The sequence below is a fragment of the Agromyces sp. CCNWLW203 genome (genome assembly GCF_036576125.1).
Lineage (GTDB): Bacteria > Actinomycetota > Actinomycetes > Actinomycetales > Microbacteriaceae > Agromyces.
The window spans coordinates 927288-948206 of sequence record NZ_JAZHYX010000001.1 but is presented as its reverse complement, the minus strand read 5'-3'; the positions used below and the strand labels follow the sequence as shown (position 1 = coordinate 948206).

Here is a 20919-nt window from a genome sequence, read left to right as displayed (position 1 = left end):
CGAGAGTATGTTCAGTCAAAGGTCATCGACGATCGTTCATGCGATCGCACTCGAGGAGGATCCGTGACGGAACGCGCAGACGACGATGTCGTCGATGTGCTGCTGGCCGGGCCGGTCTTCTTCGATCTGATCTTCACCGAGCTGAACGCCGTACCGCGACCGGGCACGGAAGTGCACGCGGAGGCCCTTGCAAGCAGCCCGGGCGGAGTCGCGAACCTCGCTGTGGCGACCGCCCGCCTCGGCCTCGGCACCGCGCTCGCCACGACGCTCGGCGACGACCTCTACGGGCGCTGGTGCTGGGAGTTCCTCGCCGACCACGAGGGCATCGACCTCAGCTCCTCTCGACTGGCTCCCGACTGGCCGACTCCGGTCACCGTCTCGATCGCGTCGGGCGGTGATCGCAGCATGATCACGCGCGAGGAGCCGTCGCCCGTTCCCGTCGGCGCCCTGATCGGCGACCGGCTCGCTGCCCGGGCGACCTTCGCCGACCTCGGCGCGATGGCACGCGGTGACCGCGCCGATGACGCCTGGTGGCGGGCAGCAGCGCGAGCGGGCACCAAGATCTTCGCCGACATCGGCTGGGACTCCTCCGAGCGCTGGGACGGCGCCGACCTGCAGCCGCTCGCCGACTGCTTCGCGTTCACGCCGAACGAGTCGGAGGCCATGGCGTACACCCGCACGCAGACGGCCGTTGCCGCAGCGCGTGCCCTCGCCGAACGAGTGCCGCTCGTCGTCGTGACGCGCGGCGACGAGGGCGCGGTCGCGATCGACTCGGCGCGCGGCGAAGAGGTGATCGTGCCTGCGGTGCCCGCCGTGGGCCGCGATGCCACCGGCGCCGGCGACGTGTTCGGCGCATCTCTCGTGCTCGGCACGTTGCGCGAGTGGCCGCTCGAGCAGAGCCTGTCGTTCGCCGCGCTGTGCGCGTCCCTCGCCGTCGAGCACCCCGGCGGTGCGCTCGCGGCCCCCGGCTGGGGCGATCTCGCCGACTGGTGGGAGCGCACGCGCGGGGGCGGTGATCGCGAGCTCATCGCCCGGTTCTCGTTCCTCGCCGATGTGCTGCCCGAGGCGTCCGACCGTCGCCGCAGATCCGAATCCACGTTCCACTTCGCCGACTACCGAGCCACAGCAGCCCGGCCATCGTTCCCCGACAAGAGAGGTACATCATGAAGCGAAACATCCGACTGAGCACTGCTGCACTGGGAGGTGCCGCGCTCGTCTTCGCCCTCGCCGGCTGTGCCCCGGGAACCGGGAGCACGGGCGACAACGAGCCCACCGGTGAGATCAGCACCGACATCTCGGGCGTCGGGGACGTCACCCTCACCGTGTGGGACCAGGAGGTGCGCGGCGGCCAGAACGAGCAGATGGAACAGCTCAACGCCGCCTTCATGGAGAAGTACCCGAACGTGACGATCGACCGCAACTCGCAGTCGTTCGACGATCTCGCGACGACGCTTCGCCTTGCGCTCACCGATGCCGACGCGCCCGACGTCGTGCAGGCCAACAACGGCCGGAACACGATGGGGCAGTTCGTCGCGGCGGAGCAGCTTCGCCCGCTCGACGACTACGCGGAGGCCTACGGCTGGGCCGATCGCTTCTCACCGTCGGTGCTGCAGTACTCGACGTACAGCGACGACGCGAAGGTCTTCGGCGACGGCAGCCTCTACGGCCTCCCGCAGGTCGGCGAGGTCGTCGGCATCTTCTACTCCAAGAGCAAGCTCGAGGCGCTCGGCCTCGCGGTACCCGCCGATTGGACGGAGTTCGACGCCGCGCTGAAGGCGGCGAAGGCGGCAGGGGAGACCCCGATGCAGCTCGGCAACATCGAGAAGTGGCCGGCATTGCACGTGTTCGGCCCGCTGCAGGGCGACGACGTCGACGCCGAGGTCATCACCGACCTCGGGCTCGGCAACGCCGGCCAGAGCTGGACCACGCCCGAGAACGTCGAGGCTGCGACGGCGCTTCAGGGCTGGGTCGACGCGGGCTACTTCAACGACGGCGTGAACGGCACCGACTACGACGCCGCGTGGCAGGCCCTCGCAGGCGGCGACGGCGTGTTCCTCATCGGCGGTTCCTGGCTCGCCGCCGACCTCGGCGATGCGATGGGCGACGACGTCGGATTCTTCATCCCGAAGACGGGCGACGGCACGCCGGCGACCACCGGTGGCACCGGCCTGCCCTTCACGATCACCTCGGCGGCCGACAACACCGATGTGGCCGCAGCGTACCTCGACTTCATCACGAGCGATGAGGCGATGGACGTGCTCGCCGAGACGGGCAACCTGCCGGTGAACCGCACCGCGGAGCTCGCGCCCGACGCGGGCGTGCTGGCCGACGTGTTCACGGTGTTCGGCGACGTCACCGGTGACGGCAGCCTCCTGCCGTACCTCGACTACGCGACGCCGACGTTCGGCGACACCATGGGCCAGGCGCTGCAGGACCTCCTGGCCGGTCAGGCGACTCCCGAGCAATTCACGGAGACGCTGGAAGCCGACTACTCGGAGTTCGTCGCAAGCAATGAGTGACGGCACCACCACGGTCGGGCGGGGCGCCTCTCGGCGCTCCGCCCGACCGGGCTGGATCGCGTGGGCGTACCTCGCGCCGGCCCTGCTCATCTACGGCGCATTCCTGCTCTTCCCGCTCGGGCGGGCGGCGCAGTACTCCCTCTTCGAGTGGGACGGGCTGGGGGAGTCGACCTTCGTCGGCTTCGACAACTACATCGAGATCCTCTACGACGAGCGCCTGCGCGAGGCGTTCTGGCACGCCCTCGTGCTCGTGTTCTTCTACGCGGTGCTGCCCCTCGTGATCGGTCTCGTGCTCGCCGCGCTGCTCACGCGTTCGCAGGTGCGGGGTCTCGGGTTCTTCCGCAGCGTCATCTTCCTGCCCCAGGTGATCGCCATGGTCGTCGTCGCCGTGACCTGGCGGCAGATCTACGCCCCCGACGGCCCCCTCAACGGATTCCTCCGGCTCATCGGCCTCGATTCGCTGACCCGGCCGTGGCTCGGCGACTACACCTTCACCCTGCCCGCGGTCGGGCTCATCGGCACCTGGGTGTGCACGGGACTCGTGACGGTGCTCCTGATGGCCGGCATGAGCCGCGTGCCGCGCGAGTTGTACGAGGCGGCGCGCCTCGACGGATCCGGCCCGGTGCGCGAGTTCTTCGCGATCACCCTCCCGACCGTTCGCGGCGAGATCACCGTCGCGCTCACCCTCACGATCGTGGCCGCGCTGAAGACCTTCGACCTCGTCTACGTGACGACGAGCGGCGGCCCCGGCACGTCGACCACGGTGCCGAGCTACGAGATCTACCGTCGTGCATTCCAACTCGGGGATGTCGGCGTCGCCACCGCCGTCGGCATCGTGCTGACCATCATCGTCTTCGCCATCAACGGCGTCGTCAACATGATCGGAGACAGGAAATGAAGGTCTCCCCGATCGAACGGGGCGCGAACTATCTCGTGCTCATCGGGTTCGCGCTCGTCGTGCTCGGCCCCATCGGCGTCATCGTCACCATGGCGTTCGGGCCGAAGGACGCCTCTGCAGCTCGCGAGGGCGGCGCGTTCCACCCCGAGAACTTCCCCGAGGCATGGGAGATCGGCCGATTCGGCCAGTACATGCTGACCTCGGTGGTCGTCGCGACGATCGTCGTCGTCGTCTCGGTGCTCTGCTCCATCCTGGCGGGCTACGCGCTCGGTACGATGCGATTCCGCGGGGCGACGCTCGTCTTCTACGTCTTCCTGCTCGGCATCATGGTGCCGACCGAAGCCTTCATCGTGCCGCTCTACTTCGACCTGCGCGTGTTGGGGCTCACCAATACGGTCTGGGGGGTTGCGCTGCCGCAGATCGCGATGTCGATCGCCTTCGGCACGTACTGGATGCGCACGTACTTCCGCACCTCGAGCCTCGCGCTGATCGAAGCGGCCCGCCTCGACGGTGCCAACTCGATGCGCATCCTCTGGCAGGTGCTGGTGCCGATCGGCCGTCCTGCGATCCTGACCCTCGTCCTGCTCGTGTTCATGTGGACGTGGAACGAGTTCCTCATCCCGCTCGTGATGTCGCCCAACGGCGCGGTGCGCACCGCGCCGCTCGGGCTCGCGTTCTTCCAAGGGCAGTACACGCAGGGAACGGCGTTGCTCGCGGCGGGCGCGGTCATGGTCGCCCTCCCGGTCGTGCTGCTGTACGTGTTCCTGCAGCGCCACTTCATCAAGGGCATGATCGAGGGCGCAGTCCGCGAGTGATCCATGCGCGCGCAATTACGCGCGCTCGTTTTGCGCGAAAATGAGCGAACATGCTTGCAACGCGACCGAACCTGCCCTAACTTGAGGGGATCGGGGTGGCAGTCCGTCGTCCCGAGCGTCCAACGGAGGACCGCATGAAACGTCATCACGCAATCCTGCTCACTTCGCTGATCGCCGTCGCCGCACTCCTGGGCCAAGGCACAGCCGCCGCCGCGACGATGGGGAACGGCAGTTCTGGACCGCCGGATGCGGCCCTGAAGTTCGACGTCGGCGACCCCGCCATCGCAACGGAGACCGACCGCGAGAAGATCGACATCATGGGCATCTGGGCCCACCCCGACGACGACGCCGGGTTCACCACGCCATGCGGGGTCTGGAACGACCTGTACGGCGTGCGCTGCGGCATCATCATGGCCACCCGAGGCGAAGGCGGATCGAATTCCGTCGGCCCCGAAGCCGGCCCCGATCTCGGCATCCGCCGCGAGAACGAGGACCGTACCTCGCACATCCGGTCCGGCACCGTCGACATCTTCAACCTCGATCGCGTCGACTTCTTCTACAACACCTCGGCGCCGCTGACCGCCAAGGTCTGGGATGCCGAGGAGACGCTCAGCCGCACCGTGCGCATCATCCGCGAGACCCGGCCCGAGATCCTCGTCGGCAGCACGCCGTCGCTTGCGGCCGGGCACGGCAACCACCAGTACGCGCAGGGTCGCATGATCTGGGAAGCCGCGGCAGCCGCAGCCGACCCGGGCATGTTCCCCGAGCAGCTCACCGGCGTCGGCGCCGTGGATCCGTGGCAGGTCAAGAAGATCCTCGCGGGCGGCCTGACCACGGGCACGGGCGGCACCGCCGCGCCCAACTGCAACGCGGGCTTCGTGCCCGCCGCGACGAACCCCTTCACGGTCGTCGGCACCTGGACCGGCTACGAGTCGCCCTACGTCTGGGCCGACGGCAACCTCGCCGGTCAGGAAGCCGGATCGGCGAAGACCTGGGCACAGGTCGGCCGCGAGGGCGGACGGGCGCACCCCACCCAGGCGCGCACCATGCAGACCGCACTCGTCGACCCGAGCTGCCAGCGCTACGGCGTCTCCCAGTCGATCGTGCCGATGCAACCGAACGGCTCGTCCGCCGCGGCGAACGACGATGCGGTGCTCTACGGCGCCGTGATCGCCGACCCGGGTGGCATGCCTCTCGGCTCGGAGTTCTCGGTCGAGGCCGAGGAGTACTTCGAGGCCGCGGGAGAGCCGTTCACCACGACCGTCACGCTCCGCTCCGGCGAGGGCGAGCTGGGCGCCGGCGCTGTGAGCCTCGTCGTGCCCGCCGGCTGGCAGGTCTCCGAGCCGGTCGAGGTCGACGGCATCGGCGACACGGATGCCACGGAGGCCGAGTTCACCGTCACGCCCGCGAGCGACGCGGCACCGGCCGTCTACAAGCTCGCAGCGGAGTTCATCGGGGACGGCATCACGGCGTACAACGACACGCGGATCGAACTCGTCGCACCGGTGGAGGGTCGTTTCGAACGTTGGGGCACCGCTGCCGAGTACGAGGAGTGGACCGAGGACAACGACGCCTACGTCGGCGGCCGCTCACGAGCGGTCGCCCAGGTCGGCGCCGGCGAGACGGTCACCGTGCCGGTCGAGGTGACCAACCGCACGGCCGTGGTCGAGTCGGGTGCCGTCGAACTCGCGGTGCCGGCGGGCTTTGTCGTCGATGGCGCGAGCAAGTCGTTCGCCGATCTCGCTCCCGGCGAGACGACGACGATCCCGTTCGTCGTCACGCACACCGATCCCGCCGATCCCGGCAGCAGGACGGTCACATTCACGGCGACGACGATGTCGGGTGCCGGCGTCGTGTCCGAGAACGAGACGGTCTACCTCGTGCCGACCGTCGTGATCCCGCAGCTCGGCGCTGCGCCGACGATCGACGGAACGGCCGACGACGTCTACGTCGGCCAGCCGATCGACGTGGGTACCCGATGGGAGGGCGCCGAGTGCGCCGCCGACGGCGTCGACTGCGGTGACGGCGGTCTCGCCAGCCTCGGCTGGTACGACGACGCGCTGTACGCGCAGATCCACGTGACCGACGACGTGGCCAGCGCCGCGTCGACACCCGAGCGCTGCTTCGGGCACTGGCTGGTCGACTCGGTCGAGTTGCTGCTCGATCCGCGCGGTGACTCGCTCGACACCGCGTCGACGTTCAAGCTCGGCATGTTCCCGTTCACCGATGACGCCGAAGGCGCCAACGGGAATGGAGTCGACGGACCGTGCTGGTCGCGCGACGCCGACAACCATCAGGGCTTCTCGACCGGCCCGCTCGCCGAGACGATCGAAGGCGGCCTGAACGCCGAGGGCGTCGAGGTCGGCGTCCAGGTCGTGCGCGAGGCCGACGGAACCTACGCAGGCGGTGGATACGACATCGAGGTGAAGGTGCCGCTCTCCGGCCTTCCTGCCGCGGTGGGCCCGACGAGTGCGGTGCCGCAGGGCGACGCGGCGTTGAACGACGTCGATCCCGAGTACCTGGGGCTGAACGTCACGCCGTACGACTCCGACACGCAGAACTTCATCGGGCAGACCCGAACCGCGTGGTCGGCGTTCGGCAGCCAGCAGTCGGAGCCGTACCGATGGGGTCACGCCTATCTCGACGGCTATGCGCCGCCGGCGGATCGACCGATCGAGTCCGCCGATCCGATCATCCCCGACACCGCCCTGCAGGGTGTGCAGTCGCCGCAGACGGTCGCGCAGTCGGCGACGCGTGGCGGCACGATCTCGGGGGTGCAGCCGAGTGATGCGATGACCTTCTCCGATGTGAAGATCCAGCAGGAGAAGGTCAGTCTCTCGTACCGCTCGGAGGAGGCCGGAACGGTTCGCGTGTTCCTGTGGAAGGGCGACACGTCGTTCATCCCGGTGTGGACCTCGAGCTGCGTCGGCGACGTCTTCGGATTCGAGGCCTGCTCCCCGACGGACGGTGCGGCTCCGCCGTGGGCGCCCGACATGAGCGGCCGACTCCTGGCCACGTTCGAGCAGGAGGTCGCCGCAGGGAAGGGCAAGCTGACGGTGCCGATCGACGCCGGAGTCCGCTCGGCGCTCGCGGATGACGCGCGGATCCTCGTCTCCTTCGCTGAGGAGCCTTCCGGTGACACGGCGGCGGGCGATGGTGTGAACGCGTGGAGCTTCCCGATCGAATCGCACCGCCCAGGCAAGGGCTGAGTCCGCCCGGATCGGCTGTTCACACCCGGGGATCGCGTCGCACCCGGCGACGCGATCCCCGATCGCCCGTCGCTCGGTCGGATGCCCGCTCAGCGCGGAATCGGTGCGTTCGCATGCAGCGGTGCGGGTGTCGGCGGAGCGGCGTACCGTGGCGCGCATGACGTTCGACGACGGCCTCGTTACGGCCAACCTCTCGATCTCGCTCGACGGCTACGTCGCCGGGCCGAACCAGACGTTCACCGACCCGCTCGGCGAAGGCGGTGAAGACCTGCACCGGTGGATGTTCGAGCAGCCCGACGAGAACGCCTCGATCGTCGAGCAGATCCTCGCGCCGCGGGCGTACATCATGGGCCGCAACATGTTCGGGCCGATCCGCGGCGAGTGGCCGGGCGGTTCGTCGAGCGAGGAGTGGAAGGGCTGGTGGGGCGAGAACCCGCCGTACCACGGGCCGGTCTACGTGCTCACGCACCACCCGCACGACCCGATCCCGATGGAGGGCGGCACGACCTTCCACTTCGTGACGACCGGCATTGAAGATGCGCTCGCGCAGGCGAGGGCCGCGGTCGGCGACGACGGCCGCATCTCCGTCGCCGGCGGTGCGAGCACCGTGCGGCAATACCTCGCTGCCGGCCTCATCGACCGCATCATCGTCTCGATCTCGCCGATGATGCTCGGCGGCGGCGAACGCCTCTTCGAGGGCATCGATGATCCCGGCCTCACGCCGGTCGAAGTGCTGAACACGCCGCTCGCGACCCACATCACGTACGAGCGACGCTGACGACGAGGTGAGCGGATGCCGCGGCATCCGCTCGCCCGACATGCCCAGCGTGCGGTCGCTACTCGCCGCTCGGGTGCGCCCCCGCCGCGTCGATGACCCACGCGTAGGCGAAGGCGCGCTCGCGCCAGGCCGCGTAGCGGCCCGAGACGCCGCCGTGCCCGGCCGCCATCTCGATCTTCAGCAGCGGGTCGGCGCCGACGTCACGGAGCTTCGCGACCCACTTCGCCGGTTCGACGTAGAGCACGCGCGTGTCGTTCAGCGAGGTCACGGCGAGGATCCGCGGATAGTGGTTCTCGTGCACGTTCTCGATGGGGGAGTACGACTTCATGTAGGCGTAGACCTCCTCGTCATCGAGCGGGTTGCCCCACTCGTCCCACTCGATGACCGTGAGCGGCAGCGACGGGTCGAGGATCGAGGTCAGCGGGTCGACGAACGGCACCTCGGCGAGGAAGCCCGAGAAGTACTTCGGGGCGAGGTTCGCGACGGCGCCGACGAGGAGGCCGCCGGCGCTGCCGCCCTGTGCGACGAGCCGGTCGGGCGCCGTGATGTCGTTGTCGATGAGGTGACGCGCCACGGCGACGAAGTCGGTGAAGGTGTTGCGCTTCTCGAGCTTCTTGCCGTGCTCGTACCAGAGCCGCCCCATCTCGCCGCCGCCGCGCACGTGGGCCACGGCGAAGATCATGCCGCGGTCGAGCAGCGACAGCCGGGGGATTCCGAAGCCGGGGTCGATCGAGTGCTCGTACGAGCCGTAACCGTAGAGCACCGTCGGGGCCGGCTCACCCAGCGAGACGAGGTCATGCCGGTAGACGAGCGAGACCGGGATGCGTGTGCCGTCGTCGGCGGTCGCCCATTCGCGGCGCTGCGAGTAGCGGGTCGCGTCGTAGTCACCGAGCACGGGCTGGCGTTTGCGGAGCCGCCGCTCGCCCGTCGCGACGACGACGTCGTAGACGGTCGATGGCGTCACGAAGCTCGTGTACCCGATGCGCAGCGTCGGCTGCGACCAGTCGGGATTGCCCGCGAGGCCCACCGAGAAGAGCGCCTCATCGAAGGCGAGCTCGTGCAGCGTGTCGTCGGGGGTGCCGGCATCAGTCGATGCAGTGGCGGGGATGCCGGCGGCCGGCACCTTCGCGATCGCCACGCGCGGCAGCCCCTCGCGGCGGTACTCGACGGCGACGAAGTCGCGGAAGGCGTCGACCCCCTCGAGTCGCACGTCCGCGCTGTGGGGCAGCAGCATGCGCCGGTCGCCCTGCGGGTCGGATGCCGCGACGCTCACGAGCTCGAAGTTCACGGCCCCGTCGTTGTGCACGATGAGCAGACGGTCCTTGCCGCCGGCGACGACGTGCTCGACGTCGTACTCCACCCCGTCTTTCCGCGGCCAGACGACCGAGAACTCGCCGGTCGGCTCGGCGGCATCGAGCAGCCAGGTCTCGCTCGTGACATTCGACCCGGCCTCGATCACGAGGAACCGGCGGCTGCGCGTCACGCCGACGCCGAGCCAGAAGCGCTCGTCGGGCTCGGTGAAGACCGAGACGTCGTCGGATGCCGCGGTGCCGATCTCGTGCCGCCAGATCGTGTCGGGCCGCCACGACTCGTCGACGGTCGCATAGAAGACGTAGCGACCGCTGGGGTCGAAGGTCGCGCCGCTCGAGGTGTTCTCGATGACGTCGTCGTACTCGCGGCCCGAGCCGTCGAGCGAGCGCAGCCGGATCGTGTACCGCTCGTCGCCCTCGATGTCGATGCCGTAGAGCAGGGTCGCCCCGTCGGGGGTGACGTCGAAGCTGCCGAGCGAGTAGAAGTCGTGGCCTTCGGCCTCTGCGTTGTCGTCGAGCAGCACCTGCTCGCCGGGCAGCGTCTCGAACGAGGCATCCGTCAACTCGTCGCCCGTGGTCTCGGGCAGCACCGGGGGTTCCCAGTCGTCGGGGCCTGCGGCGGGCACCCGGCAGTGGATGCCGTACTCGCGGCCCTCCACCGTGCGGGTGAAGTACCACCAGTCGCCCTCGCGGGTCGGCACGCTGAGGTCGGTCTCCTTGGTGCGGGCCGTGATCTCCTCGAAGATCTGCTCCTGCAGGATCGAGAGGTGCTCGGTTCGCGCCTTCGTGTACGCATTCTCTTCATGCAGGTGCGCGAGCACCTCGGGGTCCTCCTTGTCGCGCAGCCACTCGTAGTCGTCGACGACGACGTCGCCGTGGTGCACGCGTTCGATGGGTCGCTTGTCGGTCTTCGGCGGAGTCAGCACGTTCCCACGCTACGCCCCTGCGCCGAACCGGTGTCGTCCGCTCCCGAAAACCTTGTTCAGCACGGGAATCCAGTGCGACCGCGGGGTTCGCGGGATCATCCACCTTAGGTTAGCCTTAGCTCAATCCACCCTCCGTTCGTACCGGGAGATGCCCGTGCTCGCCAACTACCTGATCGGCCTCCGCGAAGGCCTCGAGGCAGGGCTCATCGTCGGCATCCTCATCGCCTACCTCGGCAAGATCGGGCGCCGCGACCTCTTCGGCCGGCTCTGGTTCGGCATCGGCATCGCGGTCGCCGTCTCCCTCGGCGTCGGCGCGTTGCTCACCTGGGGTCCCTACGCGATGACCTTCCAGGCGCAGGAGGTGCTCGGCGGCACGCTCTCGCTCGTCGCCGTCGCGCTCGTGACCTGGATGATCTTCTGGATGGGCACGCACGGCGCCGGTCTCTCGAAGGAGCTGCGCGGCCAGGTCGACGCCGCGGTCGACCGGTCGTGGTTCGCCATCGTGCTGCTCGGCGCGCTCGCCGTCGGGCGCGAGGGCATCGAGACGGCACTCTTCGTCTGGGCGAACGTCTCGGGCGGCAACGACCCGGTGCTCGGCACCGTCGGCGCGTTGCTCGGCATCGTGACCGCGATCGTCATCTCGTGGGGCATCTCACGCGGGCTCGTGCGCATCAACCTCTCGAGGTTCTTCACCTGGACCGGGCTCTTCCTCATCCTCGTCGCCGCCGGAGTGCTCGTGTACGGCATCGGCGACCTGCAGGAGGCATCCGTCATCCCCGGCTGGGGTACCCACGCGTTCAGCCTCGTCGAACTCGTGCCGCCGGGCAGCTGGTACGGCACGGTGCTCGCCGGCATCTTCAACTTCACCCCCGAGCCGACCTGGGCCCAAGTCATCGGGTGGGTGCTCTACGTCGCCATCACGACGACGCTCTACCTCGGCATGCTGCATCGCCGGCGCCGACCGGTGCCCGCCGCGGCTCCCGCCACCGCTGCGCCGACGACCGAGCCCGCTGCGGCGAACTGACCACCCCTCACCCCACGCCTCACCCCACCCCGAAAACAGGAGCTTCCATGACCCGACGTGTCCTCGCGGCATCCGCTGCCGTGACCGTTTTCGCGCTCGCCCTCACCGGCTGCGTCGCGAAAGCCGACCTCGCCTCGGCCATCGCCGTCGACATCACCGATGACGGATGCTCCGTGGCCGCCGCCACCGCGCCCGCCGGCGCCGTGACGTTCGCGCTCGCCAACAACGGCACCGACGTGAACGAGTTCGAGATCCTCGCCGACGACCAGCTGCGCATCGTGGGCGAGAAGGAGAACGTGACGCCCGGCCAGGAGATCGACTTCACCGCGCAGCTCGAACCGGGCACCTACTACACGGCGTGCAAGTTCCAGCAGGTCGGCGCACCGATCGGCCTCGCCGAGTTCACGGTGACGGGCGAGGCATCCGCTGTGTCGGCCGGCGACAAGGAGCTCTCCGAGCAGGCCGTCACCGAGTACCTCGCTTACGTGCGCTCGCAGGCCGCCGAGCTGCTGCCGCTCGTCGAGGCGTTCGCCGCGGCCTACGCCGCCGGCGACGATGAGACCGCACGCTCGCTCTTCGCGGCGACCCGCGTGCCCTACGAGCGCATCGAGCCCACGGCCGAGGCGTTCGGCGACCTCGACCCGAAGATCGACTTCCGTGAGGTCGACGCCGTGGCCGACGGCCTCGAGTGGACCGGCTTCCACCGCATCGAGAAGGACCTCTGGGCCCCCGTCGCCGGAGACCTCAACTCGGACGGGCAGGACGCGTTCCTCGACTGGGCGCCGTCGACCGCCGAGGAGCGTCAGGCGTACGCCGACGGCCTCGTCGCGGATGTCACCGAGCTCCACGACCTCGTGACCGCCGACGACTTCACCGTCTCGCTCGACGCCATCTCGAACGGCGCGATCGCGCTGCTCGATGAGGTCGCCTCGGGCAAGATCACGGGTGAAGAGGACTGGTGGTCGGGCACCGACCTCTCCGACTTCGCCGCCAACGTGCAGGGTGCCGGCGTCGCGTTCGGCGCGGTGCGCGCACTCGCCGAGTCGAAGGGTGACGAGGGCACGGCGCTCGCGACCGAGATCGACGAGCAGTTCACCGCGCTCGAGGCCGCGCTCGCCAAGTACGGCTCGCTGGAGTCGGGCTTCGTCGACTACGCGACCCTGACCGATGCCGACAAGAAGACGCTCAGCGACGAGGTCAATGCGCTCGCCGAGCCGCTCTCGCAGCTCACCGCGACGGTGCTCGGGGTCTGATGAGCGACGACTCGCCGGTTGAGGAGCGCTCGACGAAGGAGGGCGCGTCTCGAGAGCCCGCTGCGCGCGACGAGGGTTTCGAGACGCCTCCTTCGTCGGCTCCTCAACCCGCGGCATCGGAGGGCGGCGTCAGCCGGCGTCAGCTCTTCGGGTTCCTCGGTGCGGGCGCGGCCGGCGCCGTCGTCGGTGCGGCCGCGGGGGCCGGCGTCGCCGTTGCTGCGACGGGCGGTACGGATGCCTCGAGCGCCGCGGCATCCGTCTACCCGTTCTTCGGCGAGCACCAGGCCGGCATCGTGACCCCGGCGCAGGACCGCCTGCACTTCGCCGCCTTCGACGTCGCCGAGACCCTCGACCGAGACGGGCTCATCGAACTGCTGACGGAGTGGACGGATGCCGCGGCTCGCCTCAGCCAAGGTCTCGAGGTCGCCGAGGGAGGAGCCGTGGGCGGCTCCGACTACGCGCCGCCGGCCGACACGGGCGAGGCGCTCGGCCTGCCCGCGAGCGGGCTCACCATCACGTTCGGCTTCGGCCCCGGCCTCTTCGCCGACGCCGCGGGAGCCGACCGGTTCGGCATCGCGACCCGGCGGCCGGCACTGCTCGAGCCGCTCCCGCGATTCCAGGGTGACGCGCTCGTGCCCGAGATCTCGGGCGGCGACCTCTGCATTCAGGCGTGCGCCGACGATCCGCAGGTCGCCGTGCACGCGATCCGCAACCTCAGTCGCATCGCCTTCGGCCGGGCGAGCCTGCGCTGGTCGCAGCTCGGCTTCGGCCGCACCTCCTCGACCTCGACGACGCAGGCGACGCCCCGCAACCTCTTCGGTTTCAAGGACGGCACCGCGAACGTCAAGGCCGAGGAGACGGCCACCGTCGATGAGCAGATCTGGGTGGCCGCGAGCGACGAGCCCGCGTGGCTCGAAGGCGGCTCCTACCTCGTCGCGCGCCGCATCCGCATGATCATCGAGAACTGGGACCGCGTGCAGCTCGGCGAGCAGGAGATGCTCGTGGGCCGATCGAAGGGCGAGGGCGCGCCCCTCTCGGGCGGCACCGAGTTCACCGAACCCGACTTCGAGAAGACCGGTGCCACCGATGCGCCGCTCATCGACGCCAATGCGCATGTGCGGCTCGCGCACCCCTCGACGAACGGCGGCGCTCGCATGCTCCGCAGGGGATACAACTTCGTCGACGGCAACGACTCGCTCGGCCGGCTCGACGCCGGACTCTTCTTCCTGTCGTTCCAGCGTTCACCGCAGCAGTTCATCGACGTGCAGCGCAGCCTCGCAAGCGACGGGCTGAACGAATACCTGAAGCACGTGGGGTCGGCGATCTTCGCGGTGCCGGGCGGGGTCGCCGAGGGCGAGTTCGTGGGGCAGGCGCTCTTCGCCTGAGCTCCGGCGATGCACGACGCGCGGTGCCGCACCGCGCCGGCATCCCCTCAGTCGCCGACCTTCACGAGCCAACGCCCGTCGCCCTGGTCGATGAGCACTCCGTTCACCCGCGTGCCGTCGGCGCGTTCGGCCGTGAAGTCGATCGGCGGCAGGCCGTGCTCCGAGAGAGCCATGCCGCCGCTGAAGATGGGCGAGATGTAGCCGAGCTCCTCGAGCGCCTGTTCGCGCGCCTGCGTGTCCCAGATGCCCGACATCACCCACGCCATGGCGCCCGCGGTGAGCGCCGAGACGAGGAAGAGCACGTAGCCGAGCTCCCGGATCGGCTTCGAGCGGCGCCGGGTGCCGACGAACGAGACCACGACGCCCGCGAGCAGCACGAGCAACGGGATCGCGATCGGCCAGGGGTTCCACGGAGCGATCGTGATGACGACGTCGGCCGAAGCGGCCAGGGTCATCCGGTCTTCGTCCAGTCGAGGTTGATGACGTCGCCGATGTAGACGTTCTCGCCGAAGTCGTGTACCTGCGGGTTCATGCGCAGCAGTTGCTGCTGCGGCAGGTCGAAGCGCTGCGCGATGTCGAAGAAGTGGTCGCCCGAGACGACGACGTAGCTGATCGGCATGCCGCTGCCGTCGAGCGAGGGGGTGCCGTTGGCACCGTCGCGCGCGCCCAGGTCGACCGCGGGGCCGGGTTCGTAGACGGGCGCCGGCGCGTTCGGCACGGGGTCGGGTGCCGGCGCGGGCGCGGGCGGCGGTGCGACCGGCGCTGGAGCGGGCGTCGGCGTCGGCGTCGGCTTGGGTGTCGCGGTGACGGTCGCGACGATCGTGACCGGCGGTGGAGCGGGGGTGGGGACGCATCCGCTCAGGAGGAGCGTGGCCGCCACCGTTGCGAGGGCGGCCGATGCCCCGATACCACCGACTGCTCGCCGCACCGGGCCTCCAACCGTAGGGTGGCGCGCCGTCTTCAGCGCGCCGGTCGGTTCACCCTATCTGCTGGTGAAGGGCTCGCGACAGCGGGCCGAACGTCGTATTCCCGGGTGAATACGGCAGCTCACCTCTTCCGATCCGTCGGGAGGACGGAGCCGGAGCGCCCCGGGCCGACGAGAGCATCGAGGATCGCCGCCCGGATGCGGCCGAGCCCCTCGACGAGCTGCGTATCGCTCGGAGCGGCGTAGCCGAACACGATGCCGGAGCGCCCAGAGGGGCCCGAGCCCCCCGAGTCGCGGCCGACCGAGTAGTCCGAGAGCGGTGCGACGGCCACGCCCTCGCTCGCGAGCCGGGTCACGACGGCAGCGGATGCCGCGGCGTCCGAAAGCTCGACGACCGCGTGCAGCCCGCCGTCGAGCCCTGACAGCGGTGCGCCGGGCAGGTCGTCGAGCGCGGCGAGCACGAGGCCGCGCCGGTGGGCGTACTCGCGCCGGGCGACCGCGATGTGCCGGCGCACGGCGCCGCTCGCGAGCAGCTCGGCGATCGCGTGCTGCGCGACGCCCGGAACCGGGCACGCCTCGTCGTTCCGCGATGCGGCGATCGCCTCGCGCAACTGCCGGTTCGCCGCGGGCAGCACGAGGTAGCCGAGCCTGATCCACGGCGTCAGCACCTTCGAGAAGCTGCCGATGAGCACGACCCGGCCGGCGGCGTCGAGCGACGCGAGCGCCGGCAAGGGCGGCCCGAGGTGGCGGAACTCGCTGTCGTAGTCGTCTTCGATCACGAGGGCGTCATGGGCTCGCGCCCAGGCGAGCAGCTCGAGCCTGGTCGCGACCGGCAGGCGTCCGCCGAGCGGGTACTGGTGGCTCGGCGTGACCATGACGGCATCGGGTGCGAGTGGAAGCCGGCGCAGTGCGCCGACGTCGAAGCCGTCGTGGTCGACACCGACGGGGTGAGTGCGCACGCCGCGCCGCTCGAACAGCCGGCGCGCCGAGGGGTAGCCGGGGTCTTCGATCGCGAGGGCGGGGGCGCGGGCGGCCGAGCGCGCGGCGTGAGCGAGCACGGCTGCCACGAGCCCGAGCGCCTCGCTCGTGCCGGCCGTCACGACGATGTCGTCGGGCGAACAGGCGAGACCGCGCGCGTGCCGCAGGTGGTCGGCGATCTCGGCGCGCAGGCGCGGTACCCCGAACGGCGGAGGCGAGTCCGCCGGGATCTCGAGCGCGGCGGCCCGACGCCAGGCTGCGCGCCATGCTCGGGTCTCGATGCGCGAGGTCGACGGGCGGCCGGGCAGGAGGTCGATGCGGGGCTCGGCGAGGCCACCCGGTTCCGGCAGCGTCGTGGACGAACCGGCCGCCCCTGCGGGTCGGACGGTTGTCGCGGCATCCGCTGCCCGCTCGACACGTGGCTGGAGCTCGGCGACCCGGGTCACGGCCCCCTGTCTCGTGTCGAGATAGCCCTCGCCGGCGAGCTGGTCGTAGGCCGAGACGACGACGCTCCGCGACACCCCGAGTGCGCTCGCGAGGGCCCTGGTCGACGGCACCGGGTCACCGGTGCGGAGGCTGCCGCCGAGCACCTGCTGACGGAGTCCGTCGACGAGCTGTACGCAGACGGGCGTGGGGGAGCCGCGGTCGAGTTCGATGATCGGGCCGTCCATCCGGCTCCTCACTGGACTGGTGGAATCTGCGACAACTGGACTGTGAACGCGACCAGTGTACGCCTGAGACTCGAAGGGTGACCACGATCGACGCTGCACCAGAAGCCCCCGCACCCCGCCGCATCCGCCGCATGTCGGAGCGCCAGACGACCGACCGCGACGCGCTCTTCGAGCTGCTCGACACCGAGCTCGTCGGCCATCTCGCCGCCGTCGTCGATGGCGTGCCGATCGTCGTGCCGATGGGCTACGCCCGCGACGGCGAGTACGTGCTCGTGCACGGCTCGACCGGGGGCGGGTTCGCGTTGCGCGCGGCATCCGAGGGTCAGACGGTCGCGTTCTCGGTGACCGCGCTCGACGGGCTCGTCTTCGCCCGCTCCCTCTTCGACAGCTCCATGAACTACCGCAGCGCCGTCGCGTACGGCGTGCTCGAGCCCGTCGACGGCGAGCGAGCGGATGCCGCCCTGCTCGCGCTCTCGGAACGGCTCATGCCCGGGCGGGCCGACGAGGTGCGCGCGATGACCCGCAAGGAGATCGCGGCGACCCGGGTGCTCCGGCTCCGCCTCGACGACGTCGTGATGAAGGTGCGGGCGGCCGGGGCGTCGGAGGCGGCCGATGACGGGGAGGATCACTCAGTCTGGGCGGGCGTCGTGCCGCTCGGCCGCCGTTGGGGCACTCCAGAGCCCTCGGCGCTGACCCCGGCGGGCACCCCGACGCCCGACTCCGTGGTCGCCCTGACGACCTCGACGGCGACCTCGCCTCCTCAGGCCGATCTGAGGCCCCGCGACGCGAAATAGGGCGATCGTCCGATGAGCGGCGGGGGCCTCAGAGCGCACGCTGGAGGCATCCGGTCGAACCGCCGGAGCGACTCAGGAGGCAGCAATGCAGTTCTCGGCAGACTTCGTGGCCCTGCACACGCACCAGAGCGACGTGCACCGTGCTGAGCGCGAGCTCGAGCGCTGGAGCGAGGATTCGGACGACGCGGTGGCGCCGGCCGAGCCGATCCGGCGTCGCCACCGCCGTACGCACCACGCCCCGCGGCTCGCCCTGCGGTGAGCCTCGCAGCTCTCCCCACTATGGGCGGCGCGGCGAGCCCCGCGGTGCCGCCTGCGGCGCCGATTCCGCCGATCGCGATCACGCGTGACGCTGTCGGAGGGACGTGGCACGATGAGATCGTGACCACGTCAGCGGCAGCAATGGTCGGCCGCGACGCCGACCTCTCGAGGCTCAACGAGCGCCTCGACGAGGTGCGCGCGGGCGCACCGTTCACCGTGATCATCGGCGGTGAGGCCGGCATCGGCAAGACGCGGCTCGTGCGCGAGTTCCAGCGCGGGCTGCCGGCAGACGTGCGCCTCCTCCCGGGGCAGTGCGTCGACCTCGGCAGCGTTGCGGCGCCGTACGCGCCGGTCAAGGCGGCGCTGCGCACGCTCATCGCCGACATCGGGCCCGAGCGGGTGCTCGAGGCTGCCGGCCCGGGCCGCACCGCCCTCGCCGCACTCCTGCCCGAGCTCGCTGCGACCGACGCCGACACTTCTGCGGCCGCCGCTCCCGCGGGCATCGGCGCGGCGACCGGTCAGCTGCACGAGGGCATCGCGGTGCTGCTCGAGACCGTCTCACGCGAGCGGCCCGTCGTCTTCCTCATCGAAGACCTGCACTGGGTCGACGCCGCCACGCTCGCCCTGCTCCGGTTCCTGCTGCGTTCGCTCGGCTCGAGCCGCGTGCTCACGGTGCTGAGCTACCGCACCGAAGACGTGACGCGAGGCCACCCGGTTCGCGACTTCCTCTCCGAGGCCGAACGCGACCGGTGGGTCGAGCGCCGCGAACTCGGTCGGCTCACGCGCGCCCAGGTGCGCAAGCTCGTGAAGTCGCTCGTCGTCGACGAGGCGCCGAGCGCGAGCGCGCTCGACACCGTCTTCCGGCGCAGCGACGGCGTGCCGTTCTTCGTCGAAGAGCTCGTGGGCATCGACGGATGCCGCGACGAGGGCTTCGTGCCCGACACGCTCCGCGACCTGCTGCTCGCTCGGTACGAGCGTCTGCCCGAGCCGGCGCAAGAGCTGCTGCGGCTCATCTCCACCGGGGGCGTGCGCATCCCGCACTCCCTCCTGTCTGCGGTCTATGCCGGCACGGCCGACGAGCTCGACGCCGCGGCCCGGCAGTGCGTGCTCTTCGGGGTGCTGACGATCGAGGGCGACGACTACGCCTTCCGGCACGCGCTCGTGCGCGAGGCGATCCTCTCCGACCTGCTGCCCGGTGAACGAGCGAGGTTCCACGCCCGGTACGCCGAGGCGTACGAGGCCGCGAGCGCCAGCGGCACGAGGCGCCTCGCGGCCGAGATCTCGTTCCACTGGCTCGGCGCGCACGATGCCGCGCGCGCCTTCCCCGCGACCATGCAGGCGATGCGCGAGGCGCGCGCTGCTGCGGCGTACGCCACGGCCGCACAGCTCGGCGAACGAGCGATCGGCCTGTGGGACGTCGTGCCCGACCCCGAGCAGGCGGCCGGCATGACCAAGCTCGAACTCATGGGGCGCACCGCCTCCCATCTCCGCAACGCCGGCGAGGGCGAACGCAGCCTCGCCCTCGTCAAGGCCGCGCTCGCCGAGTGCCCCCGTGACGACCCGCAGTACCCGAGACTTCTGCGCGGCAAGGCGATGTACCTCGCCAACGTCGGCCGGCCCGGCTCCATCCCGGTGCTCGAGGAGGCGCTCGAGGTGCTCGCCGACGACGCGCTCGAAGATCGCATGTCGGTGCTCATCGTGCTCTCCGGCCGGCTCATGATCGAGGGTCACTACGACGAGGCGGTCGAGACCGCCGAGCGCGCGCTCGAGCTCGCGCTCGAGATCGAGTCCCCGCGCGATGCATCCGTCGCCGCCAACGTCGCGGCCGTCAGCCGGGCCAGCCGGGGCGAGGTCGAGGCCGGATTCGCCGGGCTCGAACGGGCCCGCCAGCTCGCGCACGGCGACGGGGCGGCGATGCTCCGCTACTGGGTCAACGCCTCCGACCTGCACTTCCTCGTCGGCAATCACGCCGAGGCGGTGCGGCTCGCCGAAGCCGGGCTCGAAGAATCCCGCAAGCAGGGCGTCGAACGCAGCTCGGGCATCATCCTCGCGTCGAACGCCGTCGATCCGCTCTTCGCGCTCGGCGAGTGGCAGCGGGCCGCGGCGCTCATCGAGCGCGCCCTCGCCCTCGACCCTCCGGGGCCGTTCGGCGTCTACCTGCAACGCGCGCGAATCTGGTCGATCCTGTGGCTCGGCGACCCCGTGCGCGCCGCCGAGCTGTTGCGCGCCGTGCGGCCGCTGATGGCCGACATCATGGAGATCGAGGAGCAGACCCGGCTCAGCGTCAGCCGCGTCGCGGCCGAGGTCGCCCTCGCCGGGGGCGACGTCGCCGGCGCCTGGACCGAGGCGCGACGCGTGCTCGACGAGCGTCAGACGCCGCTGCCGGGTTACGGTCTCCCGCTCATCTGGGTGGCCGCTCGAGTCGTCGGCGCCGCCCATGCCGAAACTGCCCGTGCCGGCGGGCTCACCGAGGCACTCGCCGCCGAGATCAGCGCGGCCGAGCCGGCGCTCCGCGAACAACTCGCCGCGATGGCCGGCTGGCCGACGCACGCGCTCTGGGCGGCGCTCGTCGACGCCGAACTGCGCGAGGCGCCGGGCGGCGACGCCGGCGGCGGTGCCGGCTCCGACGCCGAGGCCTGGCGGGCGGCGGCGAAGGCCGCCGCGGCGCCGACCGCCCCGGGCTACCTCGCTCCCTATGCACTCCTCCGCCAGGGTGAGGCCGAGCTCGCCGCCGGTGACCGGGCGGCGGCGAAGGTGACGCTGCAGAGCGCCTTCGACCTGGCCCTGAGCGGCGGGGTCGGCGCGGTGCGCGATCGCGTCGAACAGGTCGCCGCCGCGGCTGGATTCACGCTCGACGGGGGTATGGGCTCGGGCCGCGCCAAGGCGGGTGCCGCTCCCGGCATCGCGGGCGTCGCGGCATCCGATGCCGATGCGACCGCCGAGCTCACCGCTCGCGAGCGCCAGGTGCTCGAGCTCATCGCCGAGGGACTCAGCAATCGTCAGATCGGCGAGCGGCTCTTTATCAGCGGCAAGACGGCGAGCGTGCACGTCTCGGCGATCCTGCGCAAGCTCGGTGCGGCGACCCGCACCGAGGCCGCGTACCGCGCCGGCGTGCTGCGCTGACCATTCCGCCGAGGCGACCCGACGCGTTCGACGGGCACTCGTCGGCGCGGCAT

Annotated in this window: 16 protein-coding genes; 12 read left to right on the top strand and 4 right to left on the bottom strand. The window is 70.7% G+C overall.

The annotated features are described in order from the left end of the window. The first annotated feature begins 63 nt into the window (after window positions 1–63). From VPH61_RS04320 to VPH61_RS04295, 6 genes are all read left to right on the top strand, one after another. Window positions 64–1167, top strand: a complete 1104-nt coding sequence (locus tag VPH61_RS04320) for a PfkB family carbohydrate kinase (RefSeq protein WP_332062282.1) — start codon at window positions 64–66, stop codon at window positions 1165–1167. Further along, complete coding sequence (locus tag VPH61_RS04315) at window positions 1164–2519, top strand: ABC transporter substrate-binding protein (protein WP_332062281.1); 1356 nt, start codon at window positions 1164–1166, stop codon at window positions 2517–2519. Before VPH61_RS04320 ends, VPH61_RS04315 begins: the two co-directional genes overlap by 4 nt. Continuing rightward, window positions 2512–3417: a carbohydrate ABC transporter permease gene (locus VPH61_RS04310; RefSeq protein ID WP_332062280.1), complete on the top strand. Its 906-nt coding sequence runs from the start codon at window positions 2512–2514 to the stop codon at window positions 3415–3417. The genes VPH61_RS04315 and VPH61_RS04310 overlap by 8 nt, the downstream gene beginning before the upstream one ends. Then, window positions 3414–4232, top strand: coding sequence for a carbohydrate ABC transporter permease (locus VPH61_RS04305; RefSeq protein ID WP_332062279.1), 819 nt, complete (start codon window positions 3414–3416; stop codon window positions 4230–4232). Before VPH61_RS04310 ends, VPH61_RS04305 begins: the two co-directional genes overlap by 4 nt. A gap of 134 nt (window positions 4233–4366) precedes the next feature. After that, entirely contained in the window at window positions 4367–7441 is a 3075-nt protein-coding gene (locus VPH61_RS04300; protein WP_332062278.1) for an NEW3 domain-containing protein, read from the top strand. Window positions 7442–7598: 157 nt separating this feature from the next. Beyond that, on the top strand, window positions 7599–8219 hold the full coding sequence (locus VPH61_RS04295; protein ID WP_332062277.1) for a dihydrofolate reductase family protein: 621 nt from the start codon (window positions 7599–7601) through the stop codon (window positions 8217–8219). A 58-nt stretch (window positions 8220–8277) separates the two neighbouring features. Here the strand turns inward: VPH61_RS04295 and VPH61_RS04290 are convergent, their stop codons facing one another. Beyond that, the gene (locus VPH61_RS04290; RefSeq protein ID WP_332062276.1) at window positions 8278–10455 is read right to left on the bottom strand and encodes a S9 family peptidase; all 2178 of its coding nucleotides are present in this window, start codon (window positions 10453–10455) and stop codon (window positions 8278–8280) included. Window positions 10456–10603: 148 nt separating this feature from the next. Here VPH61_RS04290 and efeU point away from each other — a divergent pair, with 148 nt between their 5' ends. Genes efeU through efeB form a run of 3 tightly spaced genes read left to right on the top strand, consistent with a single transcriptional unit; the run spans window position 10604 to window position 14117 of the window. After that, window positions 10604–11479, top strand: a complete 876-nt coding sequence (gene efeU, locus VPH61_RS04285; RefSeq protein WP_332062275.1) for an iron uptake transporter permease EfeU — start codon at window positions 10604–10606, stop codon at window positions 11477–11479. A gap of 47 nt (window positions 11480–11526) precedes the next feature. Continuing rightward, window positions 11527–12732, top strand: coding sequence for an iron uptake system protein EfeO (gene efeO, locus VPH61_RS04280; RefSeq protein ID WP_332062274.1), 1206 nt, complete (start codon window positions 11527–11529; stop codon window positions 12730–12732). Next, window positions 12732–14117 carry an iron uptake transporter deferrochelatase/peroxidase subunit gene (gene efeB, locus VPH61_RS04275; RefSeq protein ID WP_332062273.1) on the top strand — a complete coding sequence of 462 codons (1386 nt, stop codon included), beginning with the start codon at window positions 12732–12734 and terminating at the stop codon, window positions 14115–14117. The genes efeO and efeB overlap by 1 nt, the downstream gene beginning before the upstream one ends. A 47-nt stretch (window positions 14118–14164) precedes the next feature. On the opposite strand, the gene VPH61_RS04270 is transcribed toward efeB, so the two are convergent. From VPH61_RS04270 to pdxR, 3 genes are all read right to left on the bottom strand, one after another. After that, a complete protein-coding gene (locus VPH61_RS04270; protein ID WP_332062272.1) occupies window positions 14165–14572 on the bottom strand; it encodes a hypothetical protein in 408 nt (135 codons plus the stop codon). Further along, entirely contained in the window at window positions 14569–15045 is a 477-nt protein-coding gene (locus VPH61_RS04265; RefSeq protein WP_332062271.1) for a LysM peptidoglycan-binding domain-containing protein, read from the bottom strand. Before VPH61_RS04265 ends, VPH61_RS04270 begins: the two co-directional genes overlap by 4 nt. Window positions 15046–15164: 119 nt before the next feature. Beyond that, the gene (gene pdxR / locus VPH61_RS04260; protein WP_332062270.1) at window positions 15165–16691 is read right to left on the bottom strand and encodes a MocR-like pyridoxine biosynthesis transcription factor PdxR; all 1527 of its coding nucleotides are present in this window, start codon (window positions 16689–16691) and stop codon (window positions 15165–15167) included. A gap of 77 nt (window positions 16692–16768) precedes the next feature. Between pdxR and VPH61_RS04255 the strand changes: the two genes are divergently transcribed. The 3 genes from VPH61_RS04255 (at window position 16769) to VPH61_RS04245 (ending at window position 20866) form a co-directional block, all read left to right on the top strand. Then, window positions 16769–17485 (top strand): pyridoxamine 5'-phosphate oxidase family protein, encoded by a 717-nt coding sequence (locus tag VPH61_RS04255; RefSeq protein WP_332062269.1) that lies wholly within the window; start codon window positions 16769–16771, stop codon window positions 17483–17485. A gap of 85 nt (window positions 17486–17570) precedes the next feature. Then, window positions 17571–17744 carry a hypothetical protein gene (locus VPH61_RS04250; RefSeq protein ID WP_332062268.1) on the top strand — a complete coding sequence of 58 codons (174 nt, stop codon included), beginning with the start codon at window positions 17571–17573 and terminating at the stop codon, window positions 17742–17744. Between the two features lie 119 nt (window positions 17745–17863). Beyond that, the gene (locus tag VPH61_RS04245; protein ID WP_332062267.1) at window positions 17864–20866 is read left to right on the top strand and encodes a helix-turn-helix transcriptional regulator; all 3003 of its coding nucleotides are present in this window, start codon (window positions 17864–17866) and stop codon (window positions 20864–20866) included. Window positions 20867–20919: the final 53 nt, after the last annotated feature.